This window comes from Nostoc sp. FACHB-190, assembly GCF_014696905.1.
Classification (GTDB): Bacteria; Cyanobacteriota; Cyanobacteriia; order Cyanobacteriales; family Nostocaceae; genus Nostoc_B.
On sequence record NZ_JACJQW010000014.1, the window covers coordinates 36597 to 53268 of the forward strand.

Consider the following 16672-nt stretch of genomic DNA (forward strand, 5'->3'; position numbering starts at 1 on the left):
GTCATCACATTATGATGACTTGACTCATCCAAAAGTATAGTTATGGCAAATGTTACATTTATCTATTGGATTTCTCTCCTTAGTTGCATTGATGAATTGAATGCGTGCTATTCCATACACATCCATTTCTGAGGATTTCTTATTTTCCTCTGCTTAGAGTGCTTAAAGAGCGATATATCATTTAGGATTGCTATAAAACTCATACCATTTTGGATTTTAGATTTTGCGAAAAGTTGCGTGGGCGGGTTCCCCGACTTGAGCAAACTTTTCAAGACAGATTTTGGATTGGGTAAGGGTTGATTGGTAAGCTTTTGAGTCATCCATCTGTCGCAATCATTTTTTAATTTGGTATCATATTTGATTTGGGAAAAAAATCAGTAAACTCAGATCAGGCTTCTTTCCTAATCCCGACTCCCCATTCCCTATTCCCTACCTACACAAATAAATTCAGAAATCAAACCGGATTCCTATATAAGAGTTTGAGAGAGTTCTTGCATAAGTACCAGTAAATACTCACAACTCACTACTCATTTGAATATCCGCCCACTTCACACCTGCGAGGCTTGGTAATACTAGATGAGCTGCACCGACACGTTCAACAGGGCCTAGTCCTACTGTCCACATACCCCCGGCTAAGGCGGCTTCTATGCCGGCGGCAGCATCTTCGACGACTACACATTGTTGTGGTTGTAGTCCGAGTTCTTTGGCGGCGTATAGAAATAAATCCGGTGCGGGTTTGGGTTTTTCGACACTGTAACCATCTGCGATCGCATCTACTTTATCAGCAATGCCCAATAACTCAACTACAGTACGGGCATTTTTACTGGCTGAACCAATGGCGGTTTTAATTCCAGCTTGCCGTAACTCGTCCAAAAGTGCGATCGCACCTGGCAATAAATCTTTAGATGTGACATGGTGAATCAGTTCTACATAGTAGTTATTTTTACGCTCCATCATTTCTTGAATTTGTGCTTCGGAATACTTGCGATCGCCAATAATCAACATCAAAGATTCACGCCGTGACACACCCCGCAAAGCTTCATTTGCTTGGCGATTAAAGGGAATACCCTCTTCATCAGCTAACCTTTGCCAAGCTTGATAGTGATACTCCGCCGTATCAGTTAACACACCATCCAGGTCAAAAATTACACCCCGAATATCCACCATTCTTCCTTGTCCCCCTTCTCCCTGATGCAAATCAAACTCATGCCACTCCCCACGCCAATGAAGTTTAAATTTCAGTCGCGTCCAGTGAGAAGGTAAATGGGGGTTGGCTACGGGGCTATTTTCTGTTAACTGAATGCCACCAAAGCCAAAAACTACGGCTTGCCATACACCGCCAGCACTTGCACCGTGAATACCGTCGTTGGTGTTCCCGCGACTGTCTTCTAAATCCACCATTGCGGCTTGCATAAATTGTTTGTAAGCTGTTGTCGATTCACCGACATCAGAGGCGATGATGGCGTGAATTGCCGGGCCGAGGGATGAACCGTAGGTAATATCGGTGCGGGGTGCGTAGTAGTCCCAATTTGCTTGTAAGGATTGGGGGTTGTAGGGAAAATCTGCTGATTCCCGCATTAAATACAGCAGCATCAACACATCTGGCTGTTTCAGGACTTGCCGCTTGTTGCCTTCTTCAATGCCTAAAATTGCTTGGATGGAACGCTGACGGGGTTCGTATTCGTCTAAGTTAATATCTTGGAGTTGAAAAAATCCCTCAAACTGCTCAATTAGTCCAGTTTCTGGGTCGTAGGGAATCCAGATTTTAGCAATTATATCTTGCCAATGCGATCGCACTTCGGATGTAATTTGCAGTTGCTTGGCTAATTCCGTCGCTCGTTCGGGGAAGTTTTGCCGTAGCCAATCATCAATAAATAGTGCTTTTTCTAAATGCCATTGCACCATCCGGTTAGTAAAGGTGTTGTTGTGAACCAATTCGTGATACTCATCGGCTCCAATGACTGCGCGAATTTCGTAATAATCTTGTTCTGAATTATACTCAACTCGACTCGCCCAAAAGATAGCTGTATCTAAAACAATTTCTGCACCGCAATCACGCAGCCACTCATCATCACCCGTGGCTAACCAATAATACCAAACAGCATAGGTAATATCTGCACTAATATGAATTTCGCGATCGCGGCACCAAATTCTGATATCTTCACCATAAAAATCGTTGGGAAGTGACCATCTAGGTGTAACTTCATCGCCAGTGTCGGCACTTTCCCAAGCGTACATCGCGCCTTTGTAGCCAGAATGCAAGGCTTTACGTCTAGCACCTGCTAAAGTGTGGTAGCGGTAAGTTAGTAAGTTACGTGCGATCGCAGGCTGGGTAAATGTAAAAAATGGCAGGATAAAAATTTCTGTATCCCAAAAAACATGACCCCGATAGCCAAACCCAGAAAGAGTTTTGGCGGGAATACTCACTTTATCGTCATGGCGAGGCGCAGCAATTAACAGTTGAAAAATATTGTAACGAATTGCAAAAGCCGCAGTATTATCACCTTCTAGCAAAATATCACTCTGCTGCCAAACTGCATCCCAGGCTTGAGTATGTGCATTGCGGAGGGTTTCGTAGTTGGAAATTTGAGCTAGTTTTTCTTGCGCTGCTTTGACTGGTGTCTCAATTTCCCGTGAGGTAAAGACTGTGACGATTTTTTCCACTGTCACAGTTTGCTGTGATTTGGTGAGAAAGGTCGCATTTAAGGAAGGATAACCAGGCGCAGTATTAACTTGGATAGATGCTTCCGTTCCTGATACGGTCATCTTGGCTGCCATACCAATCGTAATTCGTGAGCCACGAGTCCGGCTATGCAACCAAATACCATGTTCAGTTTTACCTTGGTCTAAATCTACCCAATGATTGAATCCTTGATTTTCAGGATAACCATTGATGCTACCTTGCACTTCAATCAATCCGTCAAAATCTAACGGCGTTAACTGACAGCGTTGACACAAAATATGCTGATCTGCAAAACTAGCGAAACGTTGAAAGTCCATATTTATAGTTTTGCCAGTGGGAGTGCGCCAACGTAAAGAACGGCTGAGGAGTCCGTGACGCACATCCAGCACTCGCTCGTAATGAGTAATTTCTCCTTCGTTGAGGCGGAAGCGATTACCATCAATAATTACTACCATTGGTAGCCAATCAGGACAGTTGGCAAGTTCTGTATATACTACAGGGACATCATCATAGACACCGTGGATAAAAGTAGCCGGCAATTCACGCGGATAGTCTCTTTCAAAACTGCCGCGTGTGCCTAAATAGCCGTTGCCAATGGTAAAAATAGTTTCTCTAGAATGTATTTGTTCGGGGTCAAACTGGGTTTCAGTTAACGTCCAGTCTGTATAGATAAAATTATCAGTAATAGTTTTGGTATCCATTGTTTAGATTCAATTCCAAATGCGAGGTTAGAGGCTAGAAGCTAGACACTAGAGGCTAGGAAGTGTATACCTCGTGTGATTGGGAATTACTATTATTTTTGCTTGTGTCTATGTTGTTCTAATATTTTTTCGGCTCTCGGTTTAAAGATGAGATGAAATAAGCTTTCCATGTAGCGATCGCGTGCTTCATTGTTTTCAGGAGCGACAAAGTTCCAAAAGCTAAACATTTTCGCCAGTAATAATAATTGACTGGTGTGTGATGACCAATTATATTTATTAGTAATTCGCTGGATCATCCACTCAGATACTTCCTGCCAATGTTGCGGATGATGTTCACATTCATCCAGGAACGCGATAATTTTCTGGGCTGCTCCTTCTAAGTCGGTAGGGTTAATAATAAATCCATCTTCTCGATTTTCAATAATTTCTAACGCACCACCAAACTGAGTCGCAAAAGTTGGTAAACCAGAAATCATCGCTTCTAAAATGCTTCTACCAAAAGACTCAAACCGCGCAAAATGCACATAAATTCCTTGGCGATCGGCTATTATCCGATAGGCTTCGCCAATATTCCCACCAGTCAGACGCATTCCCAACCAGCGAAGATGATTGTGGAGATGATGCTGATTAATAATGTCATGCAGCCGTTGAATTTCTGCCGCTTCTTCTGGATTAGCTGCTTCTGCTGGATGCAGTTTACTGGTTAAGATAATTAAATTACATCGCTTTTGTAACTCTTCACTTTGAGCGAAACAGTCAACTAATCCAGTCAGATTTTTAATCGATGATAGGGTGGCGACAGCAAAGATAGGCCGCTTGTTGGGTTCTGCCAAATTACCGAAAATTTGCGGGTCTTGGCGGTTAAATATTAAGTCTTCAATTTGTTGGCTTTGATTAAAATCCCTATCTTCTTTTTGGGTATAGGGAAAGAAGATTTTTTGATTGACACCAGGCGGTACTAAGTTAAATTTAGGGCTGAATAAATCAATGCCATTGACTACATGATATAGCTCAGGCATCGTAAAACATTTATAAGATTCATACTGCCCCATACCGTCGGGTGTACCGACAATTTCTTGATAAGAAGAAGTAATAATAAAATCGGCAGCATTCATACTAATTAAATCAGCCGTGAATTGTGCGGAAAAATGATATTGGTCTTCTAGGTTGTGCCAATATAAGTTACTAAAGAGATATTTGGGCTTTTCTAAGGAATGAGCAATATTACATTGAGTAACTTTGAGACGGTGAGATAAAAGTGATGCGACTAAATTCCCATCACTATAATTGCCAATTATTAAATTGGGACGACCTTTAAATACAGCGAAGAGTTCTTTTTCTACATCATTGGTAAAACTTTCTAAATAAGGCCAAATCTCAAATTTAGAAATCCAATTGTTCGTAATCTCTGGATTAAATTCCTCAAAAGGAACCCGTAGAATCCACGCATTTTCTGTATCTTCGACTTTTTCTAGCCTGAGTCCGCAGGATGTACCTTCACAGTTGGGAATCAGTCGAGTCAGAATGATCACATGAGGTTGAATACCAAATACATCAAGTCCCGCAAGGGTGATTTCTTGGCGGAGTTTGTTTTCTAAGCTGCGTGCTTGTTCCAGCACATAGACGACTTGACCTAATGTTTCATCGCGTCCCATGACATCTTGTTGTCCTACCCAACCATGAATAGAAATCAAGACGACGCGAAAAACCACAGGAACACGCGCTACAAATGCTTCTAAAATGGCAGGTTGGGGGGTATCAATTAGCCGATCAAGTAATGATAACGTTTCACTAATTCGCGCTGCTGTATTTCCCCATCCAGGTGCGAAACCCAGGTTTTGCAGGTGAAAATGAAATTTTTCGTAGGGTTCATCAGCTGGTCTTTCGCTGAGAAACTTGATCGCTTCCTTGATTTGTTGCGCGAATTGCACACCTGAAGAAATGCGATCGCCAATTAACAAGCGTCTCCCATCATATTGCACTCGCCGCAATGCTTGAAACAATACCTCTAACCAATGTTGCGGATCATTTACCAATTGATCGCACAGGTAATGGTTGAGAAAGGCTAGACCTTGACCAATATTTCTGGGATCATCAACGGAGGGAGAATCTTCGTAAAATGGGCCGAGGTCGATTTCCAGGATATGGGGTTGATAGCGATTAACTAAGCGATCGCACACATCTAAATAAGCCTGCGGTGACATCAATTCACACTCACTCAAGTCAGCATTCAACCGCCAAACTTCTTGACTAGCAATTTTGGGACGAATCACAACCCAAGTATTTTCCTCTGACAAAATTATTTCATGGGTATAGTGAATCAGTTTCCCAATCGAAGAAGAGTAGTAAAAATAAGCAGGCTTTTGGGAGTTATGGCAATAATCTGCAAATACTTGCAGAATTTCATTTCTTAGGAAGTATTGTTTACCTGAAGCAGTTAATGAAAATATCAATTCTTGTAAGACAGATTTTTCATCGCTGTTCAGCACAGCTTGTAGCAGTTCATTCATAACTAATTCCGCCACTTTAATAGGTCACAACCTCATTTTTTCTCCTCGACAATAGTAATTTTCTCCGTAGGCCGTTAGAGGTAGATTACCGTTCTTTCTCTTTTATGCTAAATCAGCACTTTACTTCTGCCTTCTAGCCCTGGTATGAATTATACAAACCAAAATTCTAAGCCATTAACTTAGGAGAAAAGCTGGCGATCGCTCCTAACATCTCCAAAAATTCATCCAAAAGATATATGTAATCAATTGAGAAATTAATTAAGCAAGTTTCTCAAATCAGTACTTCCTTGTCTCTATTGTTGAAATATCAAATAGGACTGCTATAGCTAATAGTCTCTGTACTGTTAACCTAAATATTGAGGGCCGTCACTAAAAAAGTGCCAATTTGGCTAAATTTACAGTTACTTAAATAGTATTCTGTGTAGCAGGTAACTATTCATTAGGCAAAAATCTGATATTGAATCTAGATTTTTCATACGTTAATTACCACTACAGAGTTAGCCATGAACTACCAAGTACCTTCTTCTCAAAACAACTGTCATAGTTTGATTACTCCTGAACAGTTAGAGCAAGTAATTGAAGCTATTAGTGATGGTAGATATTCCTGGGGTTGTGTATTGATTTTGCGTTTTATCGGCTATAATCCACTCCATTTTATGCCTCAAAGAACTTACAGCCGTCTGATAAAAGAACAGAATCAATATATGGCGGCAAAATTAAATTCAGATAATCATGTTAGTGCTTCAAGTAACAATACTGACATCCCAAGAAAAACGCATAATTTAAATCAATCAAATCCTCTGGATAAATCTGAAAACAAACCAGGAAATATCCAAGGGATGAATGTACTATATTTAAAATCAAACATGTCTAACCTTTATTCATCAAAGGATGAAGATATACAAAATTAACGTCTAAAAATAGCATTTAATACCAATTCTGTATGAAGATGCACTAAATTAAAAAACGAACCACAAAGGGCGCATAGACGCGATAGCGGCTTCCCGAAGGGTAGGACACAAAGAAAGAAAAGATAAAAGATTAAATGCACCCTCACATAGAATTGGTATAAGCAAGATTCTGCTAAATAATTAACTTGTTAAATTACAGCTATAGCAATCGTATTTGATTGGTGAAAATCGAGATGATTAGATCCCCGACTTCTCAAAGAAGTCGGGGATCTTAAAAAACTTGTGGGGTTGTCATTGGTGAGGAGGGTAGTCAAAGGGTATCTGTGGTATGCGATCGCGGTAAGCTTTTTGTTGTTCCTCACTATTGCTATAGCGTAAAGCACCTAAATCTTGTATAGGTTAATTAGCTAATCTATTGCATTCCTTGTAGTACCTGCTGGATGACATCTGCTGGTACTTGGTCGGTAACTGTGACTACACCAATTTGGGTTGGTAACACAAACCGCACTTTACCTGCTTTGACTTTTTTATCTAGTTGCAGTGCGTCGATAATTGCGGCAATATCTACACCCGCAGGTAATTTTGTGGGTAAACCTGCTTTTTGAATGATGGCGTTTTGTCGGTCAGTTTCGGCTTGTTGCCACATACCCAAATTGACAGCAATTTGTCCAGCCGCTACCATACCGATCGCAACTGCTTCGCCATGATTAACTAATCGATAACCAGTCAAGCTTTCAATAGCATGACCAATGGTGTGTCCATAATTGAGAATTGCCCTGAGCCCGCCTTCTTTCTCATCTTTGCCGACAACATCGGCTTTGGCTTGGCAAGAACGAGTTAAGATTTCATTCAACAGTTCCGGCTTCATGTAGCGGAGTTGGTTGAGATGTTTACTGGCTTCCATTTGGGTAAACAATTCCCCATCCCAAATCACACCATACTTAATCACTTCTGCCATCCCTGCACGAAACTCACGCACAGGTAAAGTTTTTAACACTTCTGGGTCAATTAAAACTAAACGCGGCTGATGAAATGCGCCAATTAAGTTTTTGCCATTGGGATGATTTACGCCTGTTTTGCCGCCAATAGCAGAGTCTACCATTGCTAACAAAGTGGTAGGCACTTGGACAACGTTAATTCCCCGTAGCCAAGTTGCAGCCGCAAAACCAGTCATGTCACCGATTACGCCTCCCCCCAAGGCTACCATTGTCGAGGAACGTTCCAGGCGATTTTCTAAGGCGACATCGTAGAGTTTTTGAATAGAATTGAGGGTTTTGTAGCGTTCACCGGCGGGTAAACAATAACTCGCTACGTTAAATCCTGCGGACTTGAGTGATGCGATCGCTCTTTCGCCATAATGTTTAAAAATAGTGGGATTAGATACCACAAGTACTTTCTGCCCTAGCTTGAGATTGGCCAGACTTTGACCAAGTTGATCTAAACTTGCAGGTGCGATCGCAATTTCATAAGACTGCTGCGGTAAATTAACGTTAATGGTAGAAGTCATTGCCCAACCCTAAAAAGCGCCGTGGGCTTGTATTTTAGCGCAATCTGGGGACAAAAGAGAGGCAGGGGGGTGAGAGAAAAAAGGTGTGGGGAGTGTGGGGAGTGTGGGGAGTGTGGGGAGTATGGAGGGTAATTTTTTGGATACTTAGCTAGAAATCCCACACAAAATTTCGTTCACCCGAAGCAAGGAAAGCAGAAGAGGGGAAGGGTACAGGGATGTGAACTAATAACCAAGAACAAATGACCCTTGACCATTGACCCTTGACTAATGGTTCAATAGATTTAGTAAAGTATTGTGGAGAAGCATCAAAATGTTTGCCGTAGTTGCTTACATCGGTTTTTTAGGTTTATTTACTGCGATCGCAGCAGGTTTGTTGTTCGGTCTACGTGCTGCTAAAATCCTCTAATTTCAGAGGTTAGAGGTTAGAGGCTAGAGGTTAGTATTTTCGACTCAGGATTTGGCCATAACAACCAAACAAGTAAAACTCTCTTCCCTAGCCCCTAGCCCCTAAGCCAAAGTTAGTGCTGGTCTTTGGACAGGTGGACGCATTTCTAAGCCCAGCAAGTTCAACATTTCTTGGTCAGCATCATAATCTGGACAAGGTGTGGTGACAGTTAGCATTTTGTTATCGTCGCTGGAAAAGATAGAATTAGCTCCAGCCATGAAACAGAAAGCTTGCTCAACTTGGGAAAGTCGGGCGCGGCCTGCACTCAAACGCACATCGGAAGTTGGCATAACAATACGTGCTGTCGCAATCATCCGCACTACATCCCAAATTGGGACATCTGGTTGATTTTCTAAGGGTGTACCTTCTACTTGGGAAAGAATGTTAATTGGGACTGACTCTGGATGTGGGTTGAGATTTGCCAGAGTATGCAACATTGATACACGGTCTTTAGCAGTTTCACCCAAGCCCAAAATCCCACCAGAGCAGACAGTGACATTAGTTTGCCGGACATTCTCAATAGTGTTCAGGCGATCGCTATAAGTCCTTGTGGTAATAATTGTGCTGTAATAGTCCTCAGAAGTATCTAAATTATGGTTATAAGCATACAACCCGGCTGTTTCTAATCGCTTGGCTTGGTCTGCTGTTAACATTCCCAGGGTGCAGCATACTTCTAAGCCCATATCGGTCACTTCTTTGACCATTTCCAGCACTTTTTCAAACTGAGAATTATCCCGCACTTCTCGCCAAGCCGCACCCATACAAACACGACTGACACCTTTTTGCTTGGCTGTTTGGGCTATATTGACTACAGTATCTTTATCCAGAAGTGGTTGTGGTTTTACTTCTGTTTGATAACGAGAAGATTGAGCGCAGTAGCCACAATCTTCAGGGCAACCTCCTGTTTTAATGGAGATCAGTTTACAGACCTGTATTTTTTTCGGGTCATGATATTGACGATGTACACTAGCAGCTTGATAAACAAGCTCTAGCAATGGCATATCATAAATCTGCTGAATTTCTGCTTCCTGCCAATCGTAGCGTATTCCCACCGACATTCAATAAATCCTTCTTGTTGACTGGATTGATTAATATCTGTCTCGTTGCTGGATCTGTTGAAGTACTGCTTTTAATCCTAGAGTTGTAGACATTAGACATCAGCTTATCAAGATTTTGCTGGGATGGCAGATTAATAAATCAACATAAACTCACAAACATAGCAATTCTCAATGATTTATAAACATCTGTCTCCCTTGTCTGCCTTGTCCTCCTTGTCGGTTTCTATCTCAAATAAGACTGCTATATTTGTTCACCCTGGAAGTAGGGAGTTGTAACAACTTATCAGATATCAAAGATAATTCTGATACTGAGCAATGATCTGTAATTCTTCTTTGATAGATAAAGGTTGATATCCTAAACTGAAGGCTTGAGAACTATCTAAAGAAACATCGGCTGGCCTGGGTGCGGACATTTTGACATCTTGTTGTCGGCAGCCTTTTATACTTGTAGATGGTAGTTGAAAGACTTCTACTAATAACTGTCCAAAGTCATAACGTGAAATTCGCTCTTTCCCTCCTAAATGAATGATGCCATTAACTTTTTGTAAAGCTAACAATAGTCCTTTAGCGGCTGTTATTGCACTGGCTGGTGTGCGAAATTCATCAATAAATAAATTTAATTCTTTTTCTTCCTTTAAAGTTTTAATAAATGGTTGAATAAAACTCTGGGCTGTGGGTGTCGCACCGCCAAACAGTAAAGGCATTCGGCAAATTGCAGTTATAGGATATCGCTCTAACATACCCATTTCAGCCATGACTTTCTGCTCACCATAAATATTGATGGGGCATACGGGTGAAGCTTCATGATAAGGAGCATTTAAGCCGTTAAAGACTTGATCTGTAGATGTAAATGCACAAGCAATGGAGTCATCTGCACAAAGTCCAGCAATGTTGCAAGATGCGGTGACATTGATGAGGTGTGATTCTTGCGGATGAATTTGGCAAAAATTGGGTTGTGAGTGGGCTGCTGTGTGAATAACTGCGTCTGGATGAATTGTGATAAATAGTTGTTTTAATTCCTCAAAGTCTGTTAAATCAACTTTCACCATTTTGATTCCCGGAATCTCTAGCAAATGAGAGTTATAAATCCCATAAACTTCCCATTCTGGTTTTGCTAGTTGGCAAAGATGCCATCCTAAAAAGCCACTGGCTCCGGTAATCAATAGTTTTTTCATATATGATTTTTGATTGCAAGCAGCAAAGCAACGCAGAGATTAGATTTAGTTAATCCAAATCATACCCTGTAACTTGCAACAGCAAACAGATAAAAACTTATACAAAATGGTTAACAAAATCTGCTATTGAATTAACTTTTGAAATCTTTGATCATTACGTACTTTCTTAAAATCTGGGTCGGTTTTTGCTAATTGTTGGTATTTTTCGGGAACGAGGCGAGTGGCGACTTTTAAGTTTGCAACGGCTAAGTCTACTTTATTTTGTAAGGCATAAGTACAAGCTCGATTGTAATAGGCTTCTGGCTTGTTTGGGTTAATGGCGATCGCCTTGTCATAAGATGCTAGTGCTTCTGGATAACGCTGTAATTTTGTCAAGGCTATGCCTCGGTTAATCCAGGCTTCTTGTTTATCTGGTTTAATGGCGATCGCTTGATCATAAGCTGCAACTGCGGCTGGGTAACTTTGCAAGGAGGCTAAAGCATTGCCTCGATTGTACCAAGCTTCATCTTTATCAGACTTGATGGCGATCGCCTGATCGTAAGATGCTAGTGCGTCTGTATGTTTTTGCAACTTTGTTAAAGCTATACCTCTGTTAATCCAAGCATCTGCACTTTCTGGATTGAGGGCGATCGCTTTATCATAAACTGCTATGGCATCTTGGTATTTTTGTGCATCTAATAATTTATTGCCCTGATGAAATAAATCTTCTGCCTTTTGATTCGTCTTTGCTTCTGTCAGCAACTGGGAAACATTAATTTCTTGTACCACTTGCTGAGTATTTTTGATTGATGACTGGGCTTTGCTATTGCAACCAGATATCAAGCAAACAATTAAGCCAGAGGCAGCTATGCAGCGCCAAAAGACCATGCTGTACCTACAGAACTCTAGATTTGATCTTAAATCATTTTGATAATTCTTAATAGTATCATAAAAGACTGTTGTTTTTTTATTAATTTGCTTATCTGGGCAATTACTCAATTTTGCCATTCACTACAGGCATCGGGTTTGATTTTTGAAATTATCTGTAGTGGCATAAGGGTTTTAGATACATACACCTCCCCTGTACCCCTACACCCTTACCCAAACCCTTGATTTTTCGTTTTTATGCGTAAATCCTATATTTTTTCACAAATTTTTATATATCGAGGTTACATTTAGTAAAAATGTAAAGTTTTTATAAAGTAATCGCAGTAAAACCTGGAAGAAAATACTACTAGTATAATTACTCAAAATACTGCAATACTCTTGTACAAAGTAATTTCACACATATCACCTTGTTATGGATTTTTAATTTTTAATTAAAGATATACTTTTCCTATTGCTTTTTATCGGCTGAAATGACACCATTCCTCTTAGATGTAAAAAAGGCATTATCTATTATTTATCTTGTCATAAATAATTAAAATAACAATAAACAAATTATCGTAAACAAAAATTATGAATGCGATTTTATGTTAATTGTCTAATTAGGAATTTATGCAGGTAAAAACGCCATTTTTACATTTTATTCTCATTACTTGAAATCTTGTTTTCAGGATTGAATAACGATGATCAAATCTCTCAAGAATATATTCCAATCGGCAGCGATAGCATCGATTGGTGTTGGTATACTGGCAACTGTGGGGATTTCTCCTGCTAGTGCGATAAATTTGCAAAGATATGAACTTAGCGTAGATTTTGGTAGTAACGGTAGTGCTAGTGGTTACTACATAGTAGATCAGAATCAATTACCATTAAACTCATCCGTACGTCAAGTTATTTTATCTGAATGGGATATAACGCTCACAAACACTTCAGGAACAGTTATTGACAGATTGTTCAATAACTTGGGCAATCCTTCTAGCCCACTGAACAACAGCACAAACATAGCTGGGATTATAGAATTCCAGGTTGGCGTGCAGCCTCAAATTGCAGAGGCATTAGCGTTTGTACAGAGTTCTACCACCGTTAGCCAGTTGGTGTTAGGATTTGGGCGTGGATTTACTGGAATAGGTAGCACAAATTTCATACAGTATAGTCGTAGCCGTGCCCCGTCCTTTGCTGGTATTACAGCTACCAGTCTACAGGCTAACAACGCTACACCTGTACCTGAACCGTTGACCCTTGGTGGTGTGGTTATTGGTTCTGGTTTCGGATTGTGGATGAAGCGTAAACAAAAAGCTTTGGTAAAAGTATAGTTTTTCCACTACTAAAAGATTGAAAAACCATTTCTATCTTTTAGTAGAGGAATCATCTATACAATAATATTTTTGGTCATTTAGCCGCATTACAAGCGGCTTTTTTTGTGAATATAGCGCAATACGGTTCAGTTAAGGTTTTGATCCCCCCTAACCCCCCTTGAAAAAGGCAGGACTGTTTCATTCTAAAAAGGAAAAAAGTGTAAGCTTTGTAATCTCGTTCTCTTTTGCTTCGATATTCGTTATCAACGAACGAAAAAATAGGGTTGGAGATTTTACTCTCGAAAATGAAACAGTCCTGCCTTGAAAAAGGGGGGAACAAGAATAAAAGTCCCCCTTAAAAAGGGGGATTTAGGGGGATCTGTAATTTTTAAATTTCACTAACTGAACCGTATTGGAATATAGCGGGTTCTCATTCCAGTGAGGTAAAGTAAATGCTTAACAGCCTCCCATTTCACCCATTTAGGTGAAGGCGGTTAAAATTACTAGAGACTAGTATTAAGGAACGTTAATTAATTTCTGACAGCGTTCTCAATAGCGATTCACCTAGCCTCAAAGTATAGATTAGACCGTAATTATGAACACTTACATAGAAGTTCCCGTGATTGGCAAAGTTTATCACCCATATCGCTGGCTAATTGGGTTGATAGCCACGGGTGCTGTTGTGGCGGGTGTTACGAGTACAGTCAATGTGGTGAATCGTGGAACAAGTGAGCAAGATATTACACAACTAACTGTACCTGTAGAAGCAAAAAATGTAACTTTAAAAATTACTGCCAGTGGTAAGGTTGTACCTGTGCAGAGTGTAAATATTAGTCCGAAAAATCCTGGGGTGCTGGCAGAATTATATGTGGAACAAGGCGATCGCGTAGAACAAAATCAAGTGATCGCCAGAATGGATGTAGGCGATTTACAAGCCCAAATTCTGCAATATCGCGCCAACTTAGCCCAAGCCCAAGCGCAGTTAGATCAAGCCTTAGCCGGGAACCGTCCCCAAGAAATCACTCAAGCGAGGGCGCGGTTGCGACAAGCCGAAGCCCAGTTAGCCCAAGCGCGTGCCGGGAATCGTCCCCAAGAAATTTCTCAAGTGCAAGCCCAAGTAGATGCAGCCCAAGCCAGGGTAAATTACACCTCCGAACAAGTTAAACGTTACCAATATCTTTACCAACAAGGCGCAGAAAAAAAGCAGTCACTAGACCAAGCAGTGAGTGATGATAAATCTGCTAAAGCTAATTTAGAAGAAGCGCGTCGGCGGTTATCATTGATGGAAAGTGGCTCCCGCAGCGAAGAAATTGACATGAAAGAAGCTGCCGTCACCGAAGCCAGAGCCGCTTTAGTTTTATTAGAAAATGGTACACGTAAAGAAGAAATTGCCCAACGCCAAGCCGCCGTTAAAGCTGCCCAAGCACAGTTAGCAGCAGCTAATGTCAAAATTGAAGAAACTGTGATTCGCGCCCCCTTTGCAGGGATTGTGACGCAAAAGTATGCGAATATCGGTGCATTTGTGACACCAACCACCTCTGCTTCTAGCAGCGCATCAGCAACTTCTAGTTCGATTGTGGCGGTTGCTAAAGGCTTGGAAGTTTTAGCCCAAATCCCCGAAGCTGATATTGGGCGAGTGAAAGTAGGACAAGAAGTCGAAATTGTGGCTGATGCTTATCCTGATCAAGTTTTTAAAGGTCGTGTCCGCTTGATTGCACCAGAAGCAGTTGTAGAACAAGGTGTAACATCGTTTCAGGTGCGCGTAGCTTTAGAGACAGGCATAGATAAACTGCGTTCTGGCTTAAATGTCGATTTGACTTTTTTAGGCGATCGCGTCAGCAACACCTTAGTATTACCCACAGTAGCCATTGTCACCGAAAAAGGTAAAACTGGTGTCTTGATTCCCGATGCCAAAAATCAACCCCAGTTTCGGGAAGTAACAACAGGAGCGCAAATTCAAGACCAAACTCAAGTTTTATCAGGAGTAGAAGCAGGCGATCGCGTGTTTGTGGATTTACCCCAGGACTATAAAATCAAGAAGGCGCAAGAGCAGCAGAATTGAGATGGGGGACAAGGGGGACAAGGGGGACAAGGGGGACAAGGAAGCAATCTTTCTACCTTGTCTCCCCCCTCTACCTTGTCTCCCCACACTCAGCACGGGCTGAACGCCCCGCTACCGCTAACAGCACTTTAATATAACTAAGCACTTTCTACTTACTTATGAACTTCTTAGAAAGCGTACAAATGGCAGGCAAAACCCTGCTGTCGAATAAGTTGCGTAGCGCCCTCACCATGTTGGGGATAGTGATTGGTAACGCTTCGGTAATTGCCATGATTGGTATTGGGGAAGGCGGACAGAGATACATTGCCAAACAATTAGAATCTTTGGGGCCGAATGTGTTATTTGTCATTCCTGGTAATCAAGAAACCGAGCGGATTTCCCGTGATACCCCAAAAACTTTAGTTTTAGAAGATGCCAGAGCGATCGCTACTCAAGTGCCAACCATAGCAGATGTGACGGCGGAGTTAAATAGTCGGCAGGTGGTGACGGTAGGGAATAAAAACACCGATGTCAATATTATTGGTACAACTCCCAGCTTTTTGACGGTGCGCGACTTTACCACCGACAAAGGGCGGTTCTTTTCAGAAGTGGATATGAAACGCAGTAACCAAGTGGCGGTGCTGGGGGCAAAATTAGCCCAAAGACTTTTCGCCACTAGTAATCCTGTGGGACAGCAGTTACGCATCAACAATACGAGTTTTCGGGTGATTGGGGTATTAGTTGCCAAAGGTTCAAATTTGGGTGTGGATTATGATGATGCGGCGTTAATCCCGGTAATTACAATGGCAAACCGCATTGTCGGGCGTACTTCTCCCTATGGATTAGAGTTAAGTTACATTGTCGCCTCAGCTAAGAACGCCGATAGCGTAGATGCAGCCGTTTTTCAAATTACCAATTTGCTGCGCCAACGCCACAAAATCATCGGTGAAGATGACTTTACTATCCGTACCCAAAAAGATGCTTTGCAAACTGTCGGACAAATCACAGGTGCATTAACAATTATGCTGGCGGCGATCGCGGGTATCTCCCTATTCGTCGGCGGTATCGGTATCATGAATATCATGCTGGTTTCCGTCACCGAACGCACCCAAGAAATCGGACTCAGAAAAGCCATTGGCGCAACCGAACAAGATATATTACTCCAGTTCATGATTGAAGCTGTGATTGTGTCAGCAATTGGTGGTTTATTGGGAACTGGCGTTGGTGTCAGTGGAATTATGATTGTTGCCAGCCTGACACCCCTAGAAGCGGGGATTTCTCCTGTAGCTATTGCTACCGCCGTCGGTGTTTCTGGTGCGATCGGTTTATTCTTTGGTGTCGTTCCCGCCCGCCGTGCAGCTAAACTCGACCCGATTGTGGCATTGCGGAGTGCTTAGGAAGTGCTGTAGCGGTAGCGGGGCGTTCAGCCCGTGCTGAGAGGGAGTAGACAAGGGAGAGGGGGGAGACAGGGGAGAGGGGGGA

Annotated in this window: 11 protein-coding genes; 5 read left to right on the forward strand and 6 right to left on the reverse strand. The window is 41.7% G+C overall.

What is annotated here, in order from left to right; translation table 11 throughout:
- Window positions 1–513: 513 nt before the first annotated feature.
- Window positions 514–3384, reverse strand: coding sequence for a beta-phosphoglucomutase (gene pgmB, locus H6G28_RS16645; protein WP_190672384.1), 2871 nt, complete (start codon window positions 3382–3384; stop codon window positions 514–516).
- Window positions 3385–3476: 92 nt separating this feature from the next.
- Window positions 3477–5894: a sucrose synthase gene (locus tag H6G28_RS16650; RefSeq protein ID WP_190672387.1), complete on the reverse strand. Its 2418-nt coding sequence runs from the start codon at window positions 5892–5894 to the stop codon at window positions 3477–3479.
- Between the two features lie 503 nt (window positions 5895–6397).
- Here H6G28_RS16650 and H6G28_RS16655 point away from each other — a divergent pair.
- A complete protein-coding gene (locus H6G28_RS16655) occupies window positions 6398–6805 on the forward strand; it encodes a HetP family heterocyst commitment protein (protein WP_190672390.1) in 408 nt (135 codons plus the stop codon).
- A gap of 412 nt (window positions 6806–7217) precedes the next feature.
- Here the strand turns inward: H6G28_RS16655 and aroB are convergent, their stop codons facing one another.
- Window positions 7218–8312 carry a 3-dehydroquinate synthase gene (aroB, locus tag H6G28_RS16660; protein ID WP_190672393.1) on the reverse strand — a complete coding sequence of 365 codons (1095 nt, stop codon included), beginning with the start codon at window positions 8310–8312 and terminating at the stop codon, window positions 7218–7220.
- 310 nt (window positions 8313–8622) lie between these two features.
- Here aroB and petL point away from each other — a divergent pair, with 310 nt between their 5' ends.
- A complete protein-coding gene (petL, locus tag H6G28_RS16665) occupies window positions 8623–8718 on the forward strand; it encodes a cytochrome b6-f complex subunit PetL (protein ID WP_190592238.1) in 96 nt (31 codons plus the stop codon).
- Window positions 8719–8819: 101 nt separating this feature from the next.
- On the opposite strand, the gene bioB is transcribed toward petL, so the two are convergent.
- From bioB to H6G28_RS16680, 3 genes are all read right to left on the reverse strand, one after another.
- Window positions 8820–9815, reverse strand: coding sequence for a biotin synthase BioB (gene bioB / locus H6G28_RS16670; protein WP_190672398.1), 996 nt, complete (start codon window positions 9813–9815; stop codon window positions 8820–8822).
- 290 nt (window positions 9816–10105) lie between these two features.
- Window positions 10106–10990: an SDR family oxidoreductase gene (locus tag H6G28_RS16675; RefSeq protein ID WP_190672401.1), complete on the reverse strand. Its 885-nt coding sequence runs from the start codon at window positions 10988–10990 to the stop codon at window positions 10106–10108.
- Between the two features lie 123 nt (window positions 10991–11113).
- Window positions 11114–11857 (reverse strand): tetratricopeptide repeat protein, encoded by a 744-nt coding sequence (locus tag H6G28_RS16680; protein WP_190672404.1) that lies wholly within the window; start codon window positions 11855–11857, stop codon window positions 11114–11116.
- Window positions 11858–12537: 680 nt separating this feature from the next.
- Here H6G28_RS16680 and H6G28_RS16685 point away from each other — a divergent pair.
- From H6G28_RS16685 to H6G28_RS16695, 3 genes are all read left to right on the forward strand, one after another.
- Window positions 12538–13167: a PEP-CTERM sorting domain-containing protein gene (locus H6G28_RS16685; RefSeq protein ID WP_190592234.1), complete on the forward strand. Its 630-nt coding sequence runs from the start codon at window positions 12538–12540 to the stop codon at window positions 13165–13167.
- A 577-nt stretch (window positions 13168–13744) separates the two neighbouring features.
- Window positions 13745–15211, forward strand: a complete 1467-nt coding sequence (locus H6G28_RS16690) for an efflux RND transporter periplasmic adaptor subunit (RefSeq protein WP_190672407.1) — start codon at window positions 13745–13747, stop codon at window positions 15209–15211.
- A 158-nt stretch (window positions 15212–15369) separates the two neighbouring features.
- Window positions 15370–16587, forward strand: a complete 1218-nt coding sequence (locus H6G28_RS16695; RefSeq protein WP_190592232.1) for an ABC transporter permease — start codon at window positions 15370–15372, stop codon at window positions 16585–16587.
- Window positions 16588–16672: the final 85 nt, after the last annotated feature.

Coding starts and splice junctions, on each gene's coding strand:
- pgmB (WP_190672384.1), bottom strand. CDS start 3,384: ATGGATACCAAAACTATTACTGATAATTTTATCTATACAGACTGGACG.
- H6G28_RS16650 (WP_190672387.1), bottom strand. CDS start 5,894: ATGAATGAACTGCTACAAGCTGTGCTGAACAGCGATGAAAAATCTGTC.
- H6G28_RS16655 (WP_190672390.1), top strand. CDS start 6,398: ATGAACTACCAAGTACCTTCTTCTCAAAACAACTGTCATAGTTTGATT.
- aroB (WP_190672393.1), bottom strand. CDS start 8,312: ATGACTTCTACCATTAACGTTAATTTACCGCAGCAGTCTTATGAAATT.
- petL (WP_190592238.1), top strand. CDS start 8,623: ATGTTTGCCGTAGTTGCTTACATCGGTTTTTTAGGTTTATTTACTGCG.
- bioB (WP_190672398.1), bottom strand. CDS start 9,815: ATGTCGGTGGGAATACGCTACGATTGGCAGGAAGCAGAAATTCAGCAG.
- H6G28_RS16675 (WP_190672401.1), bottom strand. CDS start 10,990: ATGAAAAAACTATTGATTACCGGAGCCAGTGGCTTTTTAGGATGGCAT.
- H6G28_RS16680 (WP_190672404.1), bottom strand. CDS start 11,857: ATGGTCTTTTGGCGCTGCATAGCTGCCTCTGGCTTAATTGTTTGCTTG.
- H6G28_RS16685 (WP_190592234.1), top strand. CDS start 12,538: ATGATCAAATCTCTCAAGAATATATTCCAATCGGCAGCGATAGCATCG.
- H6G28_RS16690 (WP_190672407.1), top strand. CDS start 13,745: ATGAACACTTACATAGAAGTTCCCGTGATTGGCAAAGTTTATCACCCA.
- H6G28_RS16695 (WP_190592232.1), top strand. CDS start 15,370: ATGAACTTCTTAGAAAGCGTACAAATGGCAGGCAAAACCCTGCTGTCG.